We start from the raw sequence: 22,343 nt of genomic DNA, 5'->3' as shown, positions 1-22,343 counted from the left end.
CTCGGTCTTTCCTAGTCGAGCGGTCCGCCGGCGACGTACAGCACCTGGCCGGAGACGAAGCCGGCGGCCTCGCCGGTGAAGAAGGCGATCGCGTTGGCGATGTCGTCGGGCTCGCCGACGCGGGCGACCGGGATCTGGGTGGCGGCGGCGGCCTTGAAGTCGTCGAAACCCATGCCGACGCGGTCGGCGGTGGCCTTGGTCATCTCCGTGGCGATGAAGCCCGGTGCGACGGCGTTGGCGGTGACGCCGAACTTGCCGAGCTCCTTGGCGAGGGTCTTGGTGAAGCCCTGCAGACCGGCCTTGGCCGCCGAGTAGTTGACCTGACCCCGGTTGCCGAGCGCGGACGACGAGGACAGGTTGACGATCCGGCCGAAACCGGCGTCCACCATGTGCTTCTGGCAGGCCTTGGACATCAGGAAGGCACCGCGCAGATGCACGTTCATGACGGTGTCCCAGTCAAAGACGCTCATCTTGAACAGCAGGTTGTCGCGCAGCACGCCCGCGTTGTTGACGAGGATCGTCGGCGCGCCCAGCTCCTCGGCGATCCGCGCGACGGCCGACTCGACCTGCGCCTCGTCGGAGACGTCGCAGCCGACCGCGATCGCCTTGCCGCCGGCGGCGGTGATCTTCTCGACGGTGTCCTTGCAGGCGGCCTCGTCGAGGTCGATCACGGCGACCGCGCGGCCCTCCGCGGCCAGTCGTACGGCGGTGGCGGCGCCGATGCCGCGTGCGGCGCCGGTGACGACCGCGACCCGCTGCTCAGTGGTGGACATTGCTGCTTCTCCTCGCGCTTGGGATGCGGCTCCTGCGGCCGGACCGGACAGATGAGCGACCGCTTAGTACCTTCAGCAGACGTGACGCTAGAAGCACTGGCACGCGGTGTCAACGGCACGCCACACGTGTGTGATCCATTCCCCGCGCGAGCGCGGCCCCTCCTCGCGCCACCCGCCCCCTCGACGGAACCACCGCCCCCGCCCCGGGGCTGCCCGCCGACTCGTCCTGCCGAAGCCCCCGGTCCCCACGCGGGAACCACGCCGGCCCACCGTGGCCCGCACGCGTGGGGGGAGCACTCGATCGGCTCAGTGCTGCGCGCCCCGGCGGCGGGTGGCCCCTAGCGTCGAAGCGGGGGCCGACCTCGGCCGGAAAGGAGGCACTCCATGCTCCGTCGTACCGGGGCCATGGGCACGCTGATCGCGCTCGCCGCGATCGTGCCCTTGGCCGACATCGCCCACGCCCAGGATCTGGACTGCGGCGACTTCACCTATCAGGAGGACGCGCAGGCGTTCTTCGAGACCGACCGGAGCGATCCGCACCGGCTGGACGAGGATCCGGGCTCGGACGACGGGGTGGCCTGCGAGGCGCTGCCGCGGCGGGGGCTCACGTCGTCGACGTTCCGTCCGGCGCCGGTGTCCTCCGCACCCGCGCGGTCACCGGCGCCGGCCTCCTCCGCACCCGCCCGGCCGCCATCGCCGCCGCCCACGACCGCCGCGCCGACGACCGGGACCGCGTCCGCGACTCCCGCCTCCGCCGTGCCGACGCGCGGTGTCGAGGGTGGGCTCGGCGGCTCGTCGGGGTCCGGGCCCAGTGGTTGGGATCTGGGGATCGGGGCGACGTTCGTGACCGGTGCGGTCGCCGCGGCGGGGTTCGTCGTGCGACGACGGGGTGTGGGCGGCCGCGGGTAGCCGGGGGCCGGTCAAGCCCACGCGGCGGAGCCGACACCGAAGGGGGCAACCACGCGAGCGGCCACACCCACCCGCAGCCGTCAACGCACCAGCAACTCCAGCAGACGTTCCGTCTCCGCCGCCGGGTCGGCCGTGAGGCCCGTATGGACCGGCCCCGGCTGGACGATCGTGGACCGGGGTGCGATCAGCCAGCGGAAGCGCCGCCCCGCGTCGTCCCCCGCCGCCTGCCCCGCCGCGTCCCCGCCCGCGCAGACTTTCTCGACCGCGCGCAGCGCCGCCCGTACGCCGGGCAGGTCCGCCTTCGGATCGAGGGCCAGCAGCCGCGCCTCGTCGAGATGCGTGCGGGCCGCGACGTACGACTTGGGGCGGCAGTACACGAGCACCCCCGCGTTGACGCACTCACCGCGTTCGACGCGCGGTACGACCCGCAGCAGCGCGTACTCGAAGACGTGCCGGTCGCTCACTGGTCCCCCTCGAGGCCATGGATGTGCTGGTGGACGGTGGCCGCGCGGGCCAGCAGGGGCCGGGCATAGGCCGACCGGAGTGCGTCCGGGGTGTCGAAACCGGGCTCGCCGGCCAGCCAGGCGTCGGGGATCTCCGCGGTGACCTCGGCGAGCAGTTCCCCGGTGACCTGCGGCGCGAGTTCGGCCGCGGCGGACGCGACGTCCGGGGCGCAGGTCTTCAGGGCGTGGTCAAAGGCGTCGTAGGGGCGGGCGGCGGAGGCTTCCGCGCCGGGCCAGTTGTGGTGCCAGATCATGGTCGCGCCGTGGTCGATGAGCCACAGTTCGCCGCGCCACCGGAGCAGGTTGGGGTTGCGCCAGGAGCGGTCGACGTTGTTCACGAGCGCGTCGAACCAGACGATCCGTCCGGCCTCCTCGGGGCTCACCTCGAAGGCGAGGGGATCGAAGCCGAGGGCGCCGGAGAGGAAGTCCATGCCGAGGTTGGTGCCGCCGCTGGACTTCAGCAGCCGCTGCACCTCCTGCTCCGGCTCACCGAGCCCCAGCACGGGGTCGAGCTCGACGGTGACCAGACGGGGCACCCGCAGTCCCAGCCTGCGGGCCAGTTCCCCGCAGACGACCTCGGCGACCAGTGTCTTGCGGCCCTGCCCCGCGCCGGTGAACTTCAGCACATAGGTGCCGAGATCGTCGGCTTCGACCAGTCCCGGCAGCGAGCCGCCCTCGCGCAGCGGCGCGATGAAGCGGGTCGCGATGACTTCCTTGAGCATCGCCCCAGGCTACTGGCGCGTCGCCGCACGTCGGAGGCGACCCGGGCGAAGCGGCCGCGGTCCGACAGCGAAACGACAGCCGTGATTTACGCCCGCCCGACCGTGGACCCGCCAGGCTCGGCAGCGCATGAACGGCGTGGGCCCGCCGGCCGTACCTCTCCCCAGATCACGCATCCCGGAAGGAACACGCATGACCAGCGCATCGCTCCACCGCACCTTTGGACCCGCCCGTCGAACCGTCGTGGCGGCGGCCGGGGCGGCGGGTCTCGCCGTCGCGCTGACCGCGTGCGGCGGCTCCGACGACGACGCGTCGAGCTCTTCCGCGGACTCCGGTTCGACGACCGGCGGTTCGTCCGACGGCGGGGGTTCGGGCGGTGGCGAGAACGCCGGCGCGGGCGCCGCCGCCCTCGCCGCGACCGCCGACATCCCCGAGGGCGGCGGCAAGGTGTTCCCCGACCGTAAGGTGGTCGTCACCCAGCCGGCGGCGGGCGAGTTCAAGGCGTTCTCGGCGACCTGCACCCACCAGGGGTGCGCGGTGAAGAGCGTCGCGGACGGGGTCATCAACTGCCCGTGCCACAACAGCAACTTCTCCATCGCCGACGGAAGTGTGCAGAGCGGCCCGGCGACCAAACCGCTGCCCGCCGTGGAGATCACGGTCAGCGGGGACTCGATCACCCTCGCCTGAACCACCGGTACTCGGTACGACACGAAAGACAGAGGGCCGTATGACCGCCACGCAGCGCCGGGGCCGGAAGATCATGATGACGCCGGGCGAGCTGGACGACTTCCTCACCGTCCAGCGCACCTGCCGGGTCGCCACCGTGTCCGCGGACGGAGCGCCGCACGTCAGCACGCTGTGGTTCGTCTGGGACGGCAGCTCGCTGTGGCTGTACTCCGTGGTGCGCAGCAAGCGGTGGGCCGATCTGCGCCGGGACCCGCGGGTGGCGATCGTGGTCGACACCGGCGAGGAGTACGACGAACTGCGCGGCGCGGAGCTGTCCGGGCGGGTGGAGTTCGTGGGCGAGATACCGCGCACGGGGGAACTGCGCGCGGAACTCGACGTTCCGGAGACGTTGTTCGCCCGGAAGAACTTCGGTCTGGACGAGATGCCGCACGACGGCCGGCACGCCTGGCTGCGGCTGACGCCGGAGAAGATCGTGTCCTGGGACTTCAGGAAGCTGCCCGCACCGTCGTAGAACCCTCGTTCATCGCCGAGACGCGCTCCCCCGCCGTCCGCAACGCCCGCACCGCCGCCCGGATCGACGGGCGGCGGTCGGCGTCCGCGCGCCAGACGACGAAGACATGCCGCTGTACGCGCTGCCTGAGCGGAACCGTCACCACCCCGTGGGGCAGCGGATCGCGGCCCAGCAGCGGTGCGATACAGACGCCCAGCCCCGCCGCGACCAGGCCGAGCTGGGTGTGGCTCTCGGCCGCGCGGTGGGCGACGACCGGCTCGACGCCCTTGGAGCGCAGGGTGAACATCAGCCACTCATGGCAGAATTCGCCCTCGCCCCAGGTGACCCACTCGTCCTCGGCGAACTCGGCGAGGTCCACCTCGGCGCGGCCGGCGAGCCGGTGACCGGCGGGGAGCGCCACGTCGGCCGGGTCGTCCAGCAGGGGCGCCTTGACCAGACCGTCGGGCAGCGGCATCGGCTTGTTGTACCAGTCGAGCACCACCGAGAGATCGAGATCACCGCGCACCACTCCGCGGATGCCCTGTTCCGGCTCCTGCTCGCGCGAACGCACGCGCAGCCCGGGATGCCGCTCGCGCAGATCCGCGAGCGCGACCGGGAACAGCCCTCGCGCGGCGGTGGGGAACGCCGAGATCCTCAGCTCACCGACGACCTGACCGCGCTGTGCCTCCAGGTCGGACTGGGCCAGCTCGACCTGGGAGAGGATGCGCGCGGCGTGCTCGGCGAGCAGCCGGCCCGCATCCGTGAGCCGGACCCCGCGCCCGTTCTTGGCCAGCAGTTGCTGGCCGACCTCGCGCTCCAGCTTGGACATCTGCTGGGAGACCGCGGAGGTGGTGATGTGCAGCCCCTCGGCGGCGCCGCTGACCGAGCCGTGCCGGGCGAGGGCGTCGAGGGTGCGCAGGCGCTCGAGGTTCAACATGTAAGCGATGCTACGAGATATCGCGTGCGAAATCTCGATTGTGCTACGAGATGGCCGTCCCGCATCGTTGCCTCCATGAGCAGCGTCACCGCGACCACCCCCGCCCCGGCCGGCACCGTCCCGGCACCCGCCCGCCCCCGCCTCGACTGGCGACTGCGCTTCGGGGCGCTCTCGCTGATCTGGGGCTTCAGCTTCCTTCTCATCAAGGTCGGCACCCAGGGCTACGCCCCGTTCCAGGTCACCTTCGGACGGCTGGCCTTCGGTACGGCCGTCCTGGCGGTCGCCATGGCCGTACGGCGGGAGCGGCTGCCGCGCGGGGCGCGGACCTGGGGTCATCTCGCGGTCGCCGGGTTCCTGCTGAACGCGCTGCCGTTCTCGCTGTTCGCCTTCGCGGAGCTGACCATCCCGTCGACGCTGGCCGGCATCTGCAACGCGACGTCGCCGCTGTGGGGCATGGCACTGTCCCTGGTGGCGCTCTCCGAGGACCGGCCCACCCGGGTACGGGTGGCGGGGCTCGGCCTCGGCTTCCTCGGGGTACTGACCGTGCTGGGCGCGTGGCAGGGCTTCGAGGGCCTGGACGCACGCGGCACGGCGCTGGCCCTGATGGCCTCGCTGAGCTACCCCGTCGGCTGGATCTACGTCCGCCGCACCCTGGCGGGCAGCAGCCACTCGAACCTGTCCCTGACCGGCGGCCAGTTGCTGTTGGCCACGGTGCAACTGGCCGTAGTCACCCCGCTGTTCACGACCCTGCCGACCACCTTCGCCGTCGGCCCGTTGCTGGCGATCGCCGCGCTGGGCATGCTGGGCACGGGCCTGGCCGTACTAGTCCAGTACGGTCTGGTGGCCGAAGTCGGCCCGACCACGGGCCAGATGGTCACCTACTTCGTCCCGGTGATCGCCGCGGCGGCAGGCATCACCCTCCTCGGCGAACCCCTGACCTGGTCGACCCCCGTAGGCGCAGCCATAGTCCTGGCAGGAGCAGCCCTGACCCAAGCCCGCCCCAAGCCCCCGGCATAACCCTCCCAGCCGCCCCAACTGCGGGCAATCGTGCCGCCATGGCGGCACGGGTGGGCGCAGCGGCACCCCGCAAACGCCGGGCCACGCAACACCCCCGCCCAGCCCGCCGCCCCAACTGCGGGCAATCGTGCCGCCATGGCGGCACGGGTGGGCGCAGCGGCACCCCGCAAACGCCGGGCCGCGCAACACCCCCCGCCCAGTCCCCACACGGCCACCCGCCTCAGACATACGTCCGCAACGGCCCCCCGCCCGGCCCCACCGCCGCAGCGATCGCCTCGGCCAACGGCTCGACCTCGGCCTCGCCGAGCGAAGAAACGGTCACCCGAACCCCCGGCGCCGCGTTCATCCGAAAGCGCGCACCGGGCGCCACCGCCCACCCCGCGTGCAACAACCGCGCGACCACCCCGGTCTCATCAGGAACCGGCACCCACACATTCATCCCGCTCCGCCCGTACGCCACGACCCCCCGCCGTCCCAGCGCCCCGATCACCCCCTCCCGACGCCCCCCGTACCGCCCGGCCACCACCCCCGGATCCACCGCCCCCTCACTCCACAACCGCACCACCGCCCGCTGCACGATCCGGCTGACCCACCCCGGCCCCAGCCGCTGCCTCCCCCGCACCCGGTCAAGGGTGACCGCGTCCCCGGTGAGCACCGCGAGCCGCAGATCAGGCCCGTACGCCTTCGCCGTCGAGCGCACGAACGCCCACGACCGCGTCGTACCGGCCAACGCGTGCAACGGCAGATCGACGATGTGATGCCCGTGATCGTCCTCGATCAGCAGCGTCTCCGGATACTCCGCGAGCACCCCCCGCAGCGCCCGCGCCCGCGCACCGCTCACCGCCGCCCCGGTCGGATTCTGCGCCCGGTCCGTGACGACGAGCGCCCGAGCCCCACCCGCCAACGCTCTGCGCACGTCCTCCGGCGACGGCCCCTCGTCGTCGACACCCACCGGCACAACCCTCAGCCCCAGCGCCGGAACCAGGTCCAGCAGACTCCCCCACCCCGGATCCTCCACAGCGACCGCGTCCCCCGGACGCAGGTGCGCCACGAGCACCCGCTCCAAAGCGTCCAGCGCACCCGAGGTGACGGCGACGGGCCCGTCGGGAACCCCGTCGGCGTCCAGCTCCGCCCGCGCCAGCCGCGCCAGCCCGGGCTCCACGGGCGCGTGTCCGTACAGCACGGGCTCCCGGTCGCCCTCCTCCGCGGCCGCCGCGAACGCCCCGGCCAGCGCGGGCAGCAGCGCGGGGTCCGGGTTGCCCTCGGACAGGTTGCGCACGCCCGCCGGGACCTCCACCCGGATGAGCTCACGCGCGGTGGTGGCCGGCTTGGGCCGCACCCGGCTTCCCCGGCGGCCGGCGGTCTCGATGACCCCGCGTTCGCGCAGGGTCCGGTACGCGGCCGCGACGGTGTTCGGGTTCACCCCGAGACGATCCGCCAACTCCCGCATGGGAGGCAGCAGTTCGCCCGGCTTCAGGGTCCCGTCCCCCACCGCGCCCTCAATGCTCGCGGAAATCTCCGCCGCACGCCGACCGGTGATCCGATACTCTCCTAGCACAAAGCCAAGTATGCACTAGTGCAATGGAGAAAGCCATGCAGGGGACCCCGCCGGAATCGCCCGCCTACCCGCCCACCGAGCGCACGGTCCCCACCCGCTCCCCCGACCGCGCCACGTACGACAGGGAACGGGTGCACGCGATACTCGACGAGGGCTACGTCTGCCATCTCGGCTTCGTCCGGGACGGCGCGCCGGTGGTGCTGCCCACGCTGTACGGCCGGGTCGGCGAGCGTCTCTACGTGCACGGTTCGACCGGCTCGCGCCCGCTGCGCGCGGCGGGCCTGGCCGACCCCGGCCTCCCGGTCTGCCTCACCGTCACCCACGTCGACGGCCTGGTGCTGGCCCGCTCGGCCTTCCACCACTCGATCAACTACCGCTCCGTGGTGGTGCACGGCGTGGCGTACGACGTGACCGACGCCGAGGAGAAGCGGCGGGCCCTCGACGCCCTGGTCGACCATGTCGTACCGGGCCGCGCCGCCGACTCCCGCCCGGCGAACAGGAAGGAGCTGGCCGCCACCGCGGTGATCCGGCTGGACCTGAACGAGGTCTCCGCCAAGCTGCGCACCGGCGGCGCCAACGACGAGCCCGAGGATCTGGATCTCCCCCACTGGGCCGGGGTCGTCCCGCTGCGCAAGGGCTACGACGCCCCGCTCGCCGACCCCGGACTGGCCCCCGGCACCGCGCTGCCCGGCTACCTCGCGGCGCTGTGATGCTGATCCACCCCTGGGACGCACCCCGTGACGACGACGAGTGGCAGCGGTGGCTGACCGCGCACGACTTCGGCCAACTCGCGGTCAACGGTCCGCCGGGCGAGCCGCCCCTCGTCCAGCCCCTGCACTTCGCCTACGATCCCGAGCGCGGCGAGGCGGTCACCCACCTGGCCCGGCCCAACCCGCTCTGGCCCGCGGTCGAGGCGAACCCGGACGTCGTACTGAGCGTGGTCGACGACTACGTCTACGTCCCCGGCCCCTGGCAGGCCGAGTCCGGCACGCCGTCCGAGCACGGCGTCCCCACGAGCCTGTACGCCTCCGTCCAGCTGCGGTGCCGTGCCCACCTGGTGGACGACCCGGCGCGAAAGGCCGCGCTGCTCAACCGCCAGGTCGGCCACTTCCAGCCGGAGGGCGGCTCCGCGCGGGCGGCGGCGGGCGAGGCCCCGTACGGCAGGCTGCTGTCCGGGATCCGCGGACTGCGGCTCGAAGTGACCGGCGTACGCGCGAAGTTCAAGTACGCGGGCAAGCGGTCCGAGTCGGTGCGGGAGCGCATCGCGGCCGGGCTGTCGGACCGGAACGGCGCGCGTGACGCCCAGGCACGCGCGCACCTCCTGCGCCGTCTGCGGGCCTGACCGCGGGGCCCTCCCGCGTGGGAGGGCCCCGCGCCGTCACGCCGGGACCGCGTCCGGCTCCTCCCCGCGGGTCCGCGCGTCCCGCGCCTCGCCCACCGCGAGTCCCGCGACCGAGCCCAGCATCAGCAGGGTGCCGGCCAGGGTGGCCGTCGTGAGCCGCTCGCCGAGCAGGGCGACCGCGAGCACCGCCGCGCTCACCGGCTCCAGCAGCATGATCACGGACACGGTGGCGGACCGTACGACGGCCGCCCCGGCGAAGTAGAGGCCGTAGGCGAGCGCCGTCGGCACGGAGGCGACGTACAGCAGCAGGCACAGCAGGGTGCCGGGGGCGTCGGTGTGCGGCACCAGGCCCTCGAACGCCGCGAACGGCAGCAGCACCAGGCTGGTGACGGCGAACGCCCCCACGGTCGTACCGGAGGAGTCCGTACCGCCGTCGCGCCCCCACCAGCGGGTGAGCAGCGTCATCGCGGAGTATCCGGCCGCGGACAGCAGGGCGAGCAGCACGCCCCACGGATCGACGGTGGCGCCCTCGCCGCCGAGGACGAGGACGACGAGTCCGGCGAGCGCGCCCACGACGGCGGCCAGCCCGCCGCGCCCCAGGCGCTCGCCCAGGGTCAGACGCGCGCCGAGCGCGATCAGTACGGGTCCGGCGCCGAGGGTGACGACGGTCGCCACGGCGAGTCCGGTGGCGGCGACGGCCGCGAAGTAGGCGGTCTGGAAGACGGCGAGCCCGATGCCGGTGGCCCCGGCCCGCAGGGCCCGCCGGCGCAGCGGCTCGGGGGCGGCGGTCCGGGCGCGCCGGGTCAGGAGCCGGGCGGCGAGCAGCAGCACCAGGCCCGCCGCACAGCGCCAGAAGGACAGGGCGACGGGCCCCATGTCGCTGGTCCGGTAGACCAGCGAGGCGGCGGCGCCCGCGGTGCCCCAGGCGGCACCGGCGACGATCAGATAGAGGAGGCCTCGCCCGACGGACAGGCCGGAGACGGTGTTCGACACGTGTTCTCTCCGCAGATGCACGCACACGCGCGTCGGCGCGGGTGCGGAAGTTCGGGAAGGGATCCCCGCTCGGGGCGAGGAGATCCGGGGACTTCGTCTGCGGGCAGCACCGTTGCGCCCGGCGGCGTGCCGGGCGGATGTACCGGAGGGCCCGCCTCAGGCGGCCGGAGGCGGCAGAACGAGTGCGCGTGCGTGCATGATCCGCACCTTAGGCGCTCGTTCCCCGCCGGGACAACTCCCGTTCCGGACCGCTGCCCGCCACCGGCTCCCCGGAGCCCTTCGCGGGGGCCGAGGACTGGGCGATGAAGGCGCCCGCGAGGACGACCGCGCCGCCCACGATCTGCGGCGCCGACAGATGCTCGCCGAGCAGGACCCAGGCGAGGACGGTGGCGATGACCGCCTCGAGGCAGGCCACGACGCCCGCGACCTGCGGCGAGAGCCGGCGCACCGAGACCACGCCGGTGACATAGGCGACGACCGTGGCGACGAGGACGATCCAGGCGAGCAGGGCGACGGCGGCGACCGGGGTGCCGTTCATCTCCGCGCTGCCGGTGAGTACGGTCCAGTCCATGGACCAGGGCCGGGCGACGACGGTGAGGACGGCGGCGCCGACCAGCAGTCCGTAGGCGATCACGCCCAGCGGATCGGGGACCTCCTCGTCGTCCCCGCCCCGGTCGGAGAGGACGAAGTAGCCGACCTGGCAGCAGGCCGCGCCGAGCGCCAGCAGCAGGCCGAGGGCGTCGAAGCCGAGGCCCGCCCACACCTCCACGACACAGGCGAGCCCGCCCACCGCCAGGACCACGCCGACCGCGGCGGCACGGGTCACGGGCCGCCGCTGCACGAACCGCACCCAGCCGAGGACGAGCGCGGGCGCCAGGTACTCGACCAGCAGGGCGACACCGACGGGGATGCGGGAGATCGCGGCGAAGTAGCAGGCCTGGACGCCTGCCACGGCGAACAGGCCGAAGCCGGCGAGCAGTCCGGGCCTGCTGCGCAGGAGTTCCCGGTGGCGCACGGCGAGCGGCAGCATCACGAGCGCCGCGCCCGCCACGCGCAGCCAGACGACGTGGAGCGGGTCGAGACCCGCCTCGATCAGCGGCTTGGCCGCCACACCGGAACCCCCGAAGGCCAGCGCGGACAGCAGCGCGAGACCGAGCCCGACGCCTTTGCGGTGGTCGTTCCGGAGACTGACAGAGGTAGGCACCGGCACATGATGACAGGCCCCGACAGGAGCGTCACCCCTTATGACACCTGTCTCACCGGCTGGACGGCGCCTCGAGCCGGGCGAACAGGTCACGGTGGTCGATTCCGGCGCGTTCGAGCACCTCGACGGCGCGCGCCCGGGGGTCCACGACGAGCGCGGCGAGCAGATCGGTCCCGCACGCCGGTCCTTCGCCGAGGCGGGCCGCGCGCTCATGGGCGTACTCCATGCACCCGGCGGCCAGGGGTGAGAGGCCGGCGGACCCGGCCACCGCGGGGAGGCCGCCCGAGTCCTCGACCGCGCCCTGCCAGCGCAGGCCGTAGCCGATGCTGCGCTGGATCAGATAGCCCAGCAGCCGGGCGATCCGGGGACCCTCGCCGAAGGCCGCTCTCACCTCGGCGTCGGATTCCAGGAGTGAGTGCAGCAGATGGGCGGTGTCGATCTGGCGGTCCCCGTCGCGGACCGCCCGGCGCCGGGCACCGGTCACCACCGCCGCCAGTGAGGCGCCGAGCCTGGCGTCGTTCTCCGCGCGGTGGAGGCCCTGCTCCTGGAGCTCCGAGGCCTGCTGGCGGGGGATACGGGGTTGCACATCCCCCACCCCATCAGTCCCGGAGGGCCGGGGCATCCCCGGCGGGACGCATCTTGACGTCCCACGGGAAGCGGACCCGGGGGGCCGGGATCTCCTCCTTGCGGAGGAGATCAGGGCGTAAACGCCCGAGGGGCGCGCGCCGGTTTGCGTCACGCCCCTCGACGGCCCTCACCAACCGGGTCAGTCCTCGTCGGCGAGGATCAGGTACAGCTTCTTGCGGGCCTCGTTGATGACGGCGAGGGCCTTGTCGCGCTGTTCCTTGCTGCCCGTCTTCCAGACCTGCCCGAAGGCTTCCATCAGGCCGAATCCGGCCTGCCGGATCTCGCTCAGCGCCTCCCAGTCGACCCCGCGCGAGGCCTCCTCCCAGGGTGCCTCGGGGCCTTCCCCGGCCGCCGTGCGGCCGGCGTCGGTGAGCGAGAACAGCTTCTTGCCGCCCTCGGACTCGCTGACGATCAGCCCCTCGTCCTCCAGCAGCTGAAGGGTGGGGTAGACCGAGCCGGGGCTGGGCTTCCACGCCCCGCCGCTGCGCTCGGCGATCTCCTGGATCATCTCGTAGCCGTGCATCGGACGGTCCTTCAGCAGGGCGAGGATCGAGGCCCGTACATCACCGCGCCGAGCCCTACCCCTCGGTCCGCCACGCCCCCGTCCGCCCCAGGGGCCGCCGTGACCGAAGCCCGGGCCGAAGGGGCCGCCGGGACCACCACCACCCGGGCCTCCCGGCCCGAAGGGCCCGAAGGCGGCGCGCAGCCGCTCGAAGTCCCCACGTCCGCCGCGCGGGCCGCCGTGACCTTGTCCATGCTCGAAACCATGGGTACGCATCGCAACCACTCCATTCTGTCGTTGATCTGTCGCGATGCCTCAACGATATATCGTAACAACCCTTCCGGCAACCCTCTCGACCGCGGCGTCCGGTCCACGGCTCGCACATTGGCCTTGGCCCGCGGCTCCGCGCAGGCCCTACCGTCGGGGCATGCGGATCCGAATCGTCGACGCCTTCACCGACCGGCCCTTCGCCGGCAACCCCGCCGGGGTACTGCTGCTCGATGCCTTCCCGGGCGACCCCTGGCTGCAGAACGTCGCCCTGGAGGTCAATCACGCCGAGACGGCCTTCGCCCACCCGCTCCCGGCGGGCGGCGACGCCGACTGGGCGCTGCGCTGGTTCACCCCGTCACCGAGGTCGCGATGTGCGGCCACGCGACGCTGGCCGCCGCGCACGTCCTGCACACCACCGGCGCCCACGACGGCCCGGTGCGGTTCGCCACGCGCAGCGGCGTCCTCGTCGCCACGCCCGGCGAGGACGGCGCCGTCACCCTGGACTTCCCCACCGCCCCGCTCACCGCGGTCGACGTCCCCGAGGGCGTCGCGAAGGCGCTGGGCACCCCGCCGCTCACCGCGTTCGACACCGGCCCGGACATCGGGGACCTGCTCGTCGAGGTCGCCGACGAGCGCACCGTGCACGCCCTGCGGCCCGACCTCAAGGCCCTGACCGCCTACTCGGAGCGCGGTGTCATCGCCACCGCCCGCGCCGAGAACCCCGCCCTGGGCTACGACTTCGTCTCCCGCTGCTTCTTCCCGAACGTCGGCATCGACGAGGACCCGGTCACCGGCAGCGCGCACACCGCCCTGGCCCCCTACTGGTCCGAGCGCCTCGGCCGCACCGCCCTCACCGGCCTGCAGGCCTCACCGCGCTCCGGCCGCGTCCGCACGGAACTGCGCGGCGGGCGCACCCTGCTGAGCGGACGCGCGGTGACGGTCATCGAGGGCGAGCTGCTGGTCTGAAGCCGGTACGGCGAAGGGGGCGTACGACGATGCCGTACGCCCCCCTTCGCCGAAGCCCTACGCCGTCGGCAGCCAGTCCACCTTGCCGGCCAGCAGCGCGTATCCCACGAACGCGCCGACGTCGAGCAGTGTGTGCGCGGCCACCAGCGGGCCGACACGGCCCCAGCGCCGGTACAGGTACACGAACACCACGCCCATCACCATGTTGCCGATGAAGCCGCCGATGCCCTGGTAGAGGTGGTACGAGCCGCGCAGCACCGCGCTGCCCGCCAGCGACGCCCCCGGGCTCCAGCCCAACTGGTCCAGCCTGCGCAGCAGATAGCCGACGACGACGACCTCTTCGAGGATCGAGTTCTGCAGCGCCGAGAGGATCAGTACGGGGTACTTCCACCACACCTCGGGCAGCGCCTCCGGCACCACGGTGAGGTTGAAGCCGAGGCCGCGGACGGCCAGGTAGAACGCGATGCCGCTGCTGCCGATGACCGCCGCCACCGCCGCGCCGCGGCCGAGGTCGGACCAGGGCCGGGTGCGGTCGAAGCCGAGGGTGCGCAGCCCCGCGCCCTCGCGCAGCAGGAAGTGTGCGACGAGCGCGACCGGGACGAGCGCCGTGGTGATCCCGAAGAGCTGCCAGGCGAGGTCCAGCCAGGGGCGGCCCGGCGCTGCCGAAGCGTTGAGGGTGGCCGCCTGGTCCTTCAGGCCGCCCGGTTCCGTGACCGAGCCGACAAAACTGATCAGGGCCGAGACCCCGCTCGCGCCGAGCGACAGCGCGAGCACCAGAAGCGTCTCGTCGCGGAGCGTCGTCCGCGAGGGCCTCAACTCAGGATGGGAATCGGCCCCCGGGCCCGCCTCCGCCTGCACACTGCCTCCACATCGCCGATCGGTCCGATCAGTATGAGGGCAGCGGCTGTGCGCCCGGTCCGGGGGCCCGACCGGTTCAGCCCGTCGGCACCGGCTCCGGCAGTCCCACCGGCCAGCTGTGCACCGGATCGCCCTGCCGCGTCAGCTCGCGGTAGCGGCGGGTGGTGGCGGCCAGGGCCTCCTCCCGGCTCAGACCGAGGTCCAGCGCCCGGTGGAAGGTGGCGGCCTGCCAGGTCGCGCCGTTCACCCTGCGCCGGCACCGCTCCTCGATCACCCCGAGGTACAGGTCCCGGTCGGCGGGCTCGATCCCCCACGCGTCCAGCCCTGCCTCGGCGAGCGGCAGCAGTTCGTCCCGTACGAGGGTGACCGCGTCCACCTCGCCCAGTCCGCCGAGACGGCCGCGCCGGGGCCAGGTCAGGCGGGCGTCGATGCCGTACCTGCACGCGGCGTCGAAATTGGCGGCGGCCGCCTCGAAGGGCAGCCTGCTCCACACCGGCCGGCTGTCCTCGGCCAGGGCGCGCACCACACCGTAGTAGAAGGCCGCGTTGGCGATGACGTCGGTGACGGTGGGGCCGGCGGGCAGCACGCGGTTCTCCACGCGCAGGTGCGGGACGCCGTCGGCGATGCCGTAGACGGGGCGGTTCCAGCGGTAGACGGTGCCGTTGTGCAGGACGAGTTCGGCGAGGCTGGGGACGCCGCCCCGGTCCAGCACCTCGAGCGGGTCCTCGTCGTCGCAGATCGGCAGCAGGGCCGGGTAGTAGCGCAGGTTCTCCTCGAACAGGTCGAACGCCGAGGTCACCCAGCGCTCCCCGAACCAGGTGCGCGGCCGCACCCCCTGGGCCTGGAGCTCGGGCGGGCGGGTGTCGGTGGACTGCGTGAACAGCGGGGGCCTGGACTCGCGCCACAGCTCCCGGCCGAACAGGAACGGCGAGTTGGCGCCCACGGCGATCTGCGCGGCGGCGACCGCCTGCGCCGCGTTCCACACACTGGCGAAGCGCTCCGGGGTGACCTGGAGGTGCAGCTGCACCGAGGTGCACGCGGCCTCGGGGGCGATGGACTTCGACGTACAGCTCAGTCGTTCCACACCGTCGATGTCGAGGGTGAAGTCCTCACCGCGCGCGGCCACGATCTGGTCGTTGAGCAAGGCGTAGCGGTCCACGTCGGAGAGGTTCGAGGAGACCAGGTCGTCCCGGTCCAGCGTCGGCAGGATGCCGATCATCACGATCCCCGCGTCCACCTCACCGGCTTTACGGTCTGCGTACGAGAGTGAAGTGCGCAGTTCCTCGTCGAGCCGGTCGAAAACCCGCCCGCCCAATCGATGGGGTGCGATGTTCACTTCCAGATTGAACATGGCGAGTTCTGTTTGGAAGTCCCTGCTGGCGATCCGTTCGAGGACTTGCGCATTCAACATTTTCGGCATCCCGTCGGCGCCCGCGAGATTCAATTCGATCTCCAGCCCCATGAGGTTCTTGGGGCGGTCGAACCGCTTCTCCGCCAGGAGTCGCTCCAAGCCCGTCAGACAGCTGCGGAGCTTCTCGCGGTAGCGCTGGCGATCGGACAGGTCGAACTGGCCTGCCACGACCTTTTCCCCCATCGAAGGGTCCTTCCTCGCAGGGGCGTACCGAAGATCGGCCGCCGGGGTCCCGGTCCACAGGGGAGGATGCCCCGTCGATGCGATCGATAACGCCACGGAGGCGACCGTCGGCCGCTAGTCTGGTCGATGTGACCAGAGGCACATTCACGGGGCATGGCACAGAAGGCGACTTACGAGCCGTTGGTTTACTCGTGAAAAACGCCGACGAGAATGGGCCGACCGCTTCGCGGCCATTTCGCGAGGTCACCGACGTGCACCCGGTCCGGAATCGGGATTATTCTCGCTTTTCACCGGCCAGAAGTACCCTTGTTCCGGCGGTCGAAAACGGCTAGCCGAAACATAGTCTGAACGCGTGTCGTATAAACTTTGCGCACAAGGCAGAAGGTTGGCGCCCACGGTGCGAGTGATCCAGCCGGGAGGCGGCGTGCGGCAGTCCTCGCCCCCGTTCCCCGGGCTCAGCCCCCTGGCCCCCGCCTCTCTGGCCTTCGCGAGCTGACAGCGCCGTCCGCACCGCCACGCCCCGCCCTCGCACTGTGCCTTCGAATGAGAGGCGACCCACCATGCCCCTGCATGTCCCCCCGGCTCCCGCGCCCGCACTGCGTTCCGTCCTGACCGCGCTCTCCTCCCCGACCGCGGTCAGTGAGGCCCGAACTCCCTCCCTGCTCGTCGCCCAGGGACCCGCCTCACCCGAGCTGCCCCTTCCCGTCCACGTGCTGGACCGGACCACCCCCGACGCCGGGACGGCGACCCGGCTGGCCGGCTGGCGTTTCCTGATCCGCACCGGCGACCGCTCGGTGGCCGCCGCGGACACCGTGCTCACCGCCGACGGCTGGACGTTCTCCCGTTTCTTCGAAGGCCCCTACATCGCCTCCACCGAGCTCGCGCTGCGCCAGGCCGAGGCCATGCCGCAGCCGTACCAGCCCCGGCTCCTGTCGGTGCCGAGCCTCTACATGCTGACGCTGTGGCTGCACGGCGACCCCACGGCGGACGGCGCCACCGGCCACCCTGCGGCCACCGATCTGCTCGTCCCGCTCGCCCCGGCGCCGCCCGGCATCGCGGCCCACCGTCCGCACCGGTTCGGCGACCTGCTCCCGGTCCTGACCCACCGCGTGGCACCGACCCGCCTGCTCGGCTCGCCCGCCTGACGGTTCCACCGTGTGCCCCGCCGCCCGAGGAGAGCGGCGGGGCACACGCGTGTCCTGGAATGACTAGCCCCATCCGGCCACGGTGAACCACCCGAAGTGACAGTGCAGTTGCGATGAACCGCCCGCGCGGGTGACGCGTCATCAACCTGTGAGGAGCGGTGCCGCGAAATGCCTGCGGATCCTCGTCCACGGGACAACACTGGTTTCCGACCGACTTATCACAACGGGGGGCGGCCATGAACGAAGCTTCACGCCGCGGAACTGACACACCAGCCGACTCACAGGTCACCACAGAGCGAGAGATCCCACCCATGTGCCAGCACAAGCCACCGTGCCCCTCAGCCGACTCCGCCGACCGGGAATCCGCCCGTCTCGTGGCGCACCACCCGGAGCAGGGCTGGAGCCTGCTGTGCAACGGTGTCGTGTTCTTCGAGGACACCGGTGAACTCCTGCCCGACGGCAGGATCATCGCCCCGCAGCGTCCCCGGGGCGCCAGCCTGACCACCGCCTGAGGAGGACCGGGCGGCACGGGGCCCGCCCGGGCACATCCGGGGCCGGACGCGGAACCTCCGCGCACCGGCCCCGACGCGCGTCCGTGGTCGGTCACTCACCGTGGTGCGTCACTCGGGACCGGTGACCGGCCGGCCGCCCCTTCCCAGCGGCGCCCGCCTTCCGGAAGACTCCTGGAAGTTTCGCGGGATTCCGTCACGGAGGTGGGGCGAGTGACAGCACACGGGGGCGGCGCCGGGGGCAGAGTCACGATCACGGAGATCGCCCGGCAGGCCGGCGTCTCCGTGCCGACCGTCTCCCGCGTGGTCAACGGCCGCTCCGACGTGTCCCCGGGGACCCGTGCCCGGGTCGAGGAACTGCTGCGCCGCCACGGCTACCGCAAGCGCCCCGCCGCCTCGCCCTCCCGGGCGGCCCTGATCGACCTCGTCTTCGACGACCTCGACAGCCCCTGGGCGGTGGAGATCATCCGCGGTGTCGAGGAGGCCGCCCACGGCGCCGGGGTGGGCACGGTGGTCTCGGCGATCCACGGGCGCTCCGGCGACGCCCGGGAGTGGATGCGCAACCTGCGGGCGCGCGCCTCCGACGGCGTCGTCCTGGTGACCTCGGCACTGGAACCCACGCTGCACGAGGAGTTGCGCATCCTCGGGGTGCCGCTGGTGGTCGTGGACCCGGCGGGCTCCCCCGCCCTGGACGTGCCGGCCATCGGCGCCGCCAACTGGTCGGGCGGGATGGCGGCGACCGGACATCTGCTGTCCCTGGGACACCGCAGGATCGGCATGATCACCGGTCCCGCCCGGCTGCTCTGCTCCCGCGCCCGCCTCGACGGGTACCGGGCGGCCCTCGAAGGCTCCGGCATTTCCCTCGACGAGTCCCTCGTCGTCCCGGGCGACTTCCACCCGGAGTCCGGCCTCGCCGGCTGCACCACCCTGCTGGAGCTGCCGGATCCGCCGACCGCGGTGTTCGCGGCCGGCGACCGGATGGCCCTGGGCGCGATCGAGGCACTGCGCGGCCGGGGGCTCAGGGTTCCCCAGGACATGAGCGTGGTCGGTTTCGACGACCTCCCGGAGGTCCGCTGGTCGGCGCCGCCGCTGACCACCGTCCGCCAGCCGCTGGCCGACATGGGCAAGCTCGCCGTCCGTACGGTGCTCCGGCTCACCCGCGACGAAGAGCCGGACTCCCCGCGCGTGGAGCTGGGGACGGACCTGGTCGTCCGGGCGAGCACGGCCGCCCCCGCCGGGCACCGCCTATCGTGACCGGCATGCAGTCCTACACCATCGGCCAGGCAGCGAAACTGCTCGGCGTGAGCCCGGACACCGCCCGCCGCTGGGCGGACGCGGGACGTATCACCACCCACCGCGACGACGGCGGACGGCGGCTCGTCGACGGACGGGACCTGGCGGCGTTCTCCGTCGAACTCGCCCGCGCCGGAACCGCCGGGGAGGACACCCCGTACACCTCCGCCCGCAACGCCTTCCCCGGCATCGTCACCGCGATCAAGCTCGGCGACGTCGCCGCCCAGGTCGAGATCCAGGCCGGACCGCACCGCCTCGTCTCCCTCCTCACGCGCGAGGCCGTCGAGGAACTGGGCCTGGAGGTCGGCGTGGAAGCGACGGCCCGCGTGAAGTCGACGAACGTCCACATCGACCGCACGTGACGGGAGGCCGGCCCGGTCCGGCCGACGGAGGAAGCGCTCCGGCATCGATGCGGACGCGCCTCACCGGCCGGAGAGCGCCGTCCGCCGCGACGGCGAAGGGCCCCGCTCCGGTGTCGGAGCGGGGCCCTTCGCCCGGTGTCAGTCCTCGTACGCGTCCAGCGGCGGGCAGGAGCAGACCAGGTTGCGGTCGCCGAAGGCCTGGTCGATACGGCGCACCGGCGGCCAGTACTTGTCGGCGGCGCTCACCCCGGCCGGGAAGACGGCGTCCTCGCGCGTGTACGCGTGCTCCCAGTCCCCGCCGAGCGCGGCGGCGGTGTGCGGGGCGTTGCGCAGCGGGTTGTCGTCCGCCGGCCACTCGCCGGAGCCGACCTTCTCGATCTCCGCGCGGATCGCGATCATCGCCTCGCAGAACCGGTCGAGCTCGGTCAGGTCCTCGGACTCGGTGGGCTCGATCATCAGGGTGCCGGCCACCGGGAACGACATCGTCGGCGCGTGGAAGCCGTAGTCGATCAGCCGCTTGGCCACGTCGTCCACGCTGACGCCGGTCGCCTTGGTCAGCGGGCGCAGGTCGATGATGCACTCGTGCGCGACCAGCCCGCCGGGGCCGGTGTAGAGCACCGGGTAGTGCGGCTCCAGGCGCTTGGCGATGTAGTTGGCGCTCAGCACGGCCACCTGCGTGGCGCGCTTGAGACCCTCTCCGCCCATGAGCCGGACGTACGCCCAGGAGATGGGCAGGATGCCCGCGGAGCCCCACGGCGCTGCCGAGATCGGGCCGACGCCGGTCTCCGGGCCGGCCTCCGGCTGGAGCGGGTGGTTCGGCAGATACGGCGCCAGGTGCGCCCGAACGCCGACCGGGCCGACGCCGGGGCCGCCGCCGCCGTGCGGGATGCAGAAGGTCTTGTGCAGGTTCAGGTGCGAGACGTCACCGCCGAAGTGGCCCGGCTTGGCCAGACCCACCAGGGCGTTGAGGTTGGCGCCGTCCACGTACACCTGGCCGCCGGCCTCGTGCACCTCGGCACAGATGTCGGCGACGTGCTCCTCGAACACGCCGTGCGTCGAGGGGTACGTGATCATCAGCACGGCGAGCTCGTCGCGGTGCCGCGCGATCTTCGCGCGCAGGTCGGCGACGTCGATCTCGCCGTCGTCGGACGTCTTGACGACGACGACCTTCATGCCGGCCATCACGGCGCTGGCGGCGTTGGTGCCGTGCGCGGAGGACGGGATGAGGCAGATGGTGCGCTGCTCGTCGCCGTTGGCACGGTGGTAGCCGCGTACGGCGAGCAGTCCGGCCAGCTCGCCCTGGGATCCGGCGTTGGGCTGGAGGGACACCTTGTCGTAGCCGGTGACCTCGGCGAGACGGTCCTCCAGCTCGTGGATGAGCGTGAGGTAGCCCCGGGCCTGCTCGGCGGGCACGAAGGGGTGCAGCTGGCCGAACTCGGGCCAGGTGACCGGCTCCATCTCGGTGGTCGCGTTGAGCTTCATGGTGCAGGAGCCCAGCGGGATCATGCCGCGGTCCAGCGCGTAGTCCCGGTCGGAGAGCCGGCGCAGATAGCGCAGCATCGCGGTCTCGGAGCGGTGCTGCTGGAAGACGGGGTGCGTCAGGTACTCGTCGTTGCGCACCAGGGCGTCCGGCAGGGTGTCCCGCGCGGCCGCGTCCAGGGCCTCCGCGTCGCCGTCGACGCCGAAGGCGCTCCACACGGCGGTCAGCTGCGCGCGGGTGGTGGTCTCGTCGCAGGCGATGGAGACGTGGTCGGCGTCGACGAGGCGCAGGTTGACGCCGTTGCCCCGGGCGGCGGCGACGATCTCGGCGGCCCGGCCCGCGACCCGTACGGTCAGCGTGTCGAAGTACGAGCCGTGCACGATCTCGGCCCCGCCGGACCGCAGGCCCTCGGCGAGGACGGTGGCGTAGCGGTGGGTGCGCCGGGCGATCAGCCGCAACCCCTCCGCGCCGTGGTAGACGGCGTACATGCCGGCCATGACGGCGAGCAGCACCTGGGCGGTGCAGATGTTGCTGGTGGCCTTCTCGCGGCGGATGTGCTGCTCACGGGTCTGCAGGGCGAGGCGGTAGGCCTTGTGTCCGTCGGCGTCGACGGAGACGCCGACGAGCCGTCCGGGCAGACTGCGCGCCATCTTCTCCTGTACGGCCATGTAGCCGGCGTGCGGCCCGCCGAAGCCCATCGGGACACCGAAGCGCTGGGTGGTGCCGACCGCGATGTCCGCGCCCAGCTCACCGGGCGACTTCAGCAGCGTGAGGGCGAGCAGGTCGGCGGCGACGGTGACGAGCGCGCCCCGCTCGTGCGCCTGGTCGATCAGTGGCTTGATGTCGCGTACGGCACCGGAGGCGCCCGGGTACTGGATCAGCACCCCGTTGATCTCGCGCTCGGCGAGCCCGGCGGGGATGCCGTCGCTCAGGTCGGCCACGACGACCTCGACGCCGGTCGGCTCGGCGCGGGTCTCGATCACGGCGACGGTCTGCGGCAGGGCGTCCGCGTCGACGAGGAACAGGCCCTTCTTGTTCTTGCCCATGCGCCGCGACAGGGCCATGGCCTCGGCGGCGGCGGTGCCCTCGTCGAGCAGCGAGGCGCCGGAGGTCGGCAGGCCGGTGAGGTCGGCGACCACGGTCTGGAAGTTGAGCAGCGCCTCGAGCCGCCCCTGGGAGATCTCCGGCTGGTAGGGCGTGTAGGCCGTGTACCAGGCGGGGTTCTCCATCACGTTGCGCAGGATCACGGGCGGGGTGAAGGTTCCGTAGTACCCGAGCCCGATCATGGAGCCGAGCACCTCGTTGCGGTCGGCCAGCCCACGCAGCTCGGCCAGCACCTCGGCTTCGCTGCGGGCACCCGGCAGGTCCAGCGCGTCGGCGTTCTTGATCACATCCGGAACCGCGGCGGCGGTGAGCTCGTCCAGCGAGCCGTAACCGACCTGGGCGAGCATCTTGGCCCGGGCTTCGTGGTCGGGGCCGATGTGGCGCTGCTCGAAGGGAATTCCCTGTTCGAGCTCGGAGAGCGGAGTGCGAGGGGCGGTCATTGAGGAGGCCTCCTGGTCCGACGACCTTCGAGGGGCACCACGGCACGGGTGCCCGGACGG

The 22,343-nt window shown here is 72.6% G+C and carries 22 protein-coding genes and 1 pseudogene; 11 read left to right on the top strand and 12 right to left on the bottom strand.

The features are described from left to right. Positions 1–11: 11 nt before the first annotated feature. The gene (gene fabG / locus IF28_RS0102800; protein ID WP_030213304.1) at positions 12–773 is read right to left on the bottom strand and encodes a 3-oxoacyl-ACP reductase FabG; all 762 of its coding nucleotides are present in this window, start codon (positions 771–773) and stop codon (positions 12–14) included. A 384-nt stretch (positions 774–1,157) separates the two neighbouring features. Here fabG and IF28_RS0102795 point away from each other — a divergent pair, with 384 nt between their 5' ends. Continuing rightward, a complete protein-coding gene (locus IF28_RS0102795; protein ID WP_030213302.1) occupies positions 1,158–1,682 on the top strand; it encodes an excalibur calcium-binding protein in 525 nt (174 codons plus the stop codon). Positions 1,683–1,762: 80 nt separating this feature from the next. Here the strand turns inward: IF28_RS0102795 and IF28_RS0102790 are convergent, their stop codons facing one another. Then, the gene (locus IF28_RS0102790) at positions 1,763–2,146 is read right to left on the bottom strand and encodes a DUF3037 domain-containing protein (protein ID WP_030213300.1); all 384 of its coding nucleotides are present in this window, start codon (positions 2,144–2,146) and stop codon (positions 1,763–1,765) included. Further along, positions 2,143–2,907 (bottom strand): HipA family kinase, encoded by a 765-nt coding sequence (locus IF28_RS0102785; RefSeq protein WP_030213297.1) that lies wholly within the window; start codon positions 2,905–2,907, stop codon positions 2,143–2,145. The genes IF28_RS0102790 and IF28_RS0102785 overlap by 4 nt, the downstream gene beginning before the upstream one ends. 190 nt (positions 2,908–3,097) lie before the next feature. Between IF28_RS0102785 and IF28_RS0102780 the strand changes: the two genes are divergently transcribed. Both IF28_RS0102780 and IF28_RS0102775 read left to right on the top strand, forming a co-directional pair. After that, positions 3,098–3,592, top strand: a complete 495-nt coding sequence (locus tag IF28_RS0102780; protein ID WP_030213294.1) for a Rieske (2Fe-2S) protein — start codon at positions 3,098–3,100, stop codon at positions 3,590–3,592. Positions 3,593–3,632: 40 nt separating this feature from the next. Continuing rightward, positions 3,633–4,103 carry a pyridoxamine 5'-phosphate oxidase family protein gene (locus IF28_RS0102775; RefSeq protein WP_030213291.1) on the top strand — a complete coding sequence of 157 codons (471 nt, stop codon included), beginning with the start codon at positions 3,633–3,635 and terminating at the stop codon, positions 4,101–4,103. Here IF28_RS0102775 and IF28_RS0102770 read toward each other — a convergent pair. Continuing rightward, positions 4,078–5,019, bottom strand: coding sequence for a LysR family transcriptional regulator (locus IF28_RS0102770; RefSeq protein WP_030213289.1), 942 nt, complete (start codon positions 5,017–5,019; stop codon positions 4,078–4,080). The two genes, IF28_RS0102775 and IF28_RS0102770, sit on opposite strands and share 26 nt — an antisense overlap. A 75-nt stretch (positions 5,020–5,094) precedes the next feature. Here IF28_RS0102770 and IF28_RS0102765 point away from each other — a divergent pair, with 75 nt between their 5' ends. Next, positions 5,095–6,036 carry a DMT family transporter gene (locus tag IF28_RS0102765; RefSeq protein ID WP_030213287.1) on the top strand — a complete coding sequence of 314 codons (942 nt, stop codon included), beginning with the start codon at positions 5,095–5,097 and terminating at the stop codon, positions 6,034–6,036. A gap of 220 nt (positions 6,037–6,256) precedes the next feature. Here the strand turns inward: IF28_RS0102765 and IF28_RS0102760 are convergent, their stop codons facing one another. After that, complete coding sequence (locus IF28_RS0102760; RefSeq protein ID WP_030213285.1) at positions 6,257–7,594, bottom strand: aminotransferase class I/II-fold pyridoxal phosphate-dependent enzyme; 1,338 nt, start codon at positions 7,592–7,594, stop codon at positions 6,257–6,259. A gap of 35 nt (positions 7,595–7,629) precedes the next feature. On the opposite strand from IF28_RS0102760, the gene IF28_RS0102755 reads away from it, so the two are divergent. Next, positions 7,630–8,304: a pyridoxamine 5'-phosphate oxidase family protein gene (locus IF28_RS0102755; RefSeq protein ID WP_030213281.1), complete on the top strand. Its 675-nt coding sequence runs from the start codon at positions 7,630–7,632 to the stop codon at positions 8,302–8,304. After that, on the top strand, positions 8,304–8,936 hold the full coding sequence (locus IF28_RS0102750) for an FMN-binding negative transcriptional regulator (RefSeq protein ID WP_030213279.1): 633 nt from the start codon (positions 8,304–8,306) through the stop codon (positions 8,934–8,936). The genes IF28_RS0102755 and IF28_RS0102750 overlap by 1 nt, the downstream gene beginning before the upstream one ends. A 36-nt stretch (positions 8,937–8,972) precedes the next feature. Here IF28_RS0102750 and IF28_RS0102745 read toward each other — a convergent pair whose 3' ends face one another. The 4 genes from IF28_RS0102745 to IF28_RS37400 all read right to left on the bottom strand — a co-directional run bounded on the left by IF28_RS0102745 (position 8,973) and on the right by IF28_RS37400 (position 12,538). Further along, positions 8,973–9,929, bottom strand: a complete 957-nt coding sequence (locus tag IF28_RS0102745; RefSeq protein ID WP_037892455.1) for a DMT family transporter — start codon at positions 9,927–9,929, stop codon at positions 8,973–8,975. A gap of 208 nt (positions 9,930–10,137) precedes the next feature. Continuing rightward, positions 10,138–11,139 carry an EamA family transporter gene (locus IF28_RS0102740; RefSeq protein WP_030213269.1) on the bottom strand — a complete coding sequence of 334 codons (1,002 nt, stop codon included), beginning with the start codon at positions 11,137–11,139 and terminating at the stop codon, positions 10,138–10,140. 46 nt (positions 11,140–11,185) lie between these two features. After that, positions 11,186–11,719 carry a Clp protease N-terminal domain-containing protein gene (locus IF28_RS0102735; RefSeq protein ID WP_030213266.1) on the bottom strand — a complete coding sequence of 178 codons (534 nt, stop codon included), beginning with the start codon at positions 11,717–11,719 and terminating at the stop codon, positions 11,186–11,188. A gap of 180 nt (positions 11,720–11,899) precedes the next feature. After that, a complete protein-coding gene (locus tag IF28_RS37400; RefSeq protein ID WP_078620818.1) occupies positions 11,900–12,538 on the bottom strand; it encodes a PadR family transcriptional regulator in 639 nt (212 codons plus the stop codon). 151 nt (positions 12,539–12,689) lie between these two features. On the opposite strand from IF28_RS37400, the pseudogene IF28_RS36000 reads away from it, so the two are divergent. Further along, positions 12,690–13,498 (top strand): annotated as a pseudogene (locus IF28_RS36000) (PhzF family phenazine biosynthesis protein). 57 nt (positions 13,499–13,555) lie between these two features. Here IF28_RS36000 and IF28_RS0102720 read toward each other — a convergent pair. Both IF28_RS0102720 and IF28_RS0102715 read right to left on the bottom strand, forming a co-directional pair. Then, positions 13,556–14,356, bottom strand: coding sequence for a CPBP family intramembrane glutamic endopeptidase (locus IF28_RS0102720; RefSeq protein WP_030213260.1), 801 nt, complete (start codon positions 14,354–14,356; stop codon positions 13,556–13,558). 76 nt (positions 14,357–14,432) lie between these two features. Further along, positions 14,433–15,950: a glutamate-cysteine ligase family protein gene (locus tag IF28_RS0102715; protein ID WP_030213257.1), complete on the bottom strand. Its 1,518-nt coding sequence runs from the start codon at positions 15,948–15,950 to the stop codon at positions 14,433–14,435. Positions 15,951–16,510: 560 nt separating this feature from the next. Here IF28_RS0102715 and IF28_RS0102710 point away from each other — a divergent pair. The 4 genes from IF28_RS0102710 (at position 16,511) to IF28_RS0102695 (ending at position 19,259) form a co-directional block, all read left to right on the top strand. Next, complete coding sequence (locus tag IF28_RS0102710; protein ID WP_030213253.1) at positions 16,511–17,095, top strand: hypothetical protein; 585 nt, start codon at positions 16,511–16,513, stop codon at positions 17,093–17,095. 311 nt (positions 17,096–17,406) lie between these two features. Further along, positions 17,407–17,607, top strand: a complete 201-nt coding sequence (locus IF28_RS0102705) for a DUF5999 family protein (RefSeq protein WP_030213249.1) — start codon at positions 17,407–17,409, stop codon at positions 17,605–17,607. A 210-nt stretch (positions 17,608–17,817) separates the two neighbouring features. Continuing rightward, positions 17,818–18,858: a LacI family DNA-binding transcriptional regulator gene (locus tag IF28_RS0102700; protein WP_030213247.1), complete on the top strand. Its 1,041-nt coding sequence runs from the start codon at positions 17,818–17,820 to the stop codon at positions 18,856–18,858. 5 nt (positions 18,859–18,863) lie between these two features. Further along, positions 18,864–19,259, top strand: a complete 396-nt coding sequence (locus IF28_RS0102695) for a TOBE domain-containing protein (RefSeq protein WP_030213246.1) — start codon at positions 18,864–18,866, stop codon at positions 19,257–19,259. Positions 19,260–19,397: 138 nt separating this feature from the next. Here IF28_RS0102695 and gcvP read toward each other — a convergent pair whose 3' ends face one another. Continuing rightward, positions 19,398–22,283, bottom strand: coding sequence for an aminomethyl-transferring glycine dehydrogenase (gene gcvP / locus IF28_RS0102690; protein WP_030213245.1), 2,886 nt, complete (start codon positions 22,281–22,283; stop codon positions 19,398–19,400). Positions 22,284–22,343 lie beyond the last annotated feature (60 nt).

This window comes from Streptomyces sp. NRRL WC-3626 (assembly GCF_000718785.1).
Taxonomy (GTDB): Bacteria; Actinomycetota; Actinomycetes; order Streptomycetales; family Streptomycetaceae; genus Streptomyces; species Streptomyces edwardsiae.
This window is presented reverse-complemented; position numbering and strand designations above follow the sequence as displayed.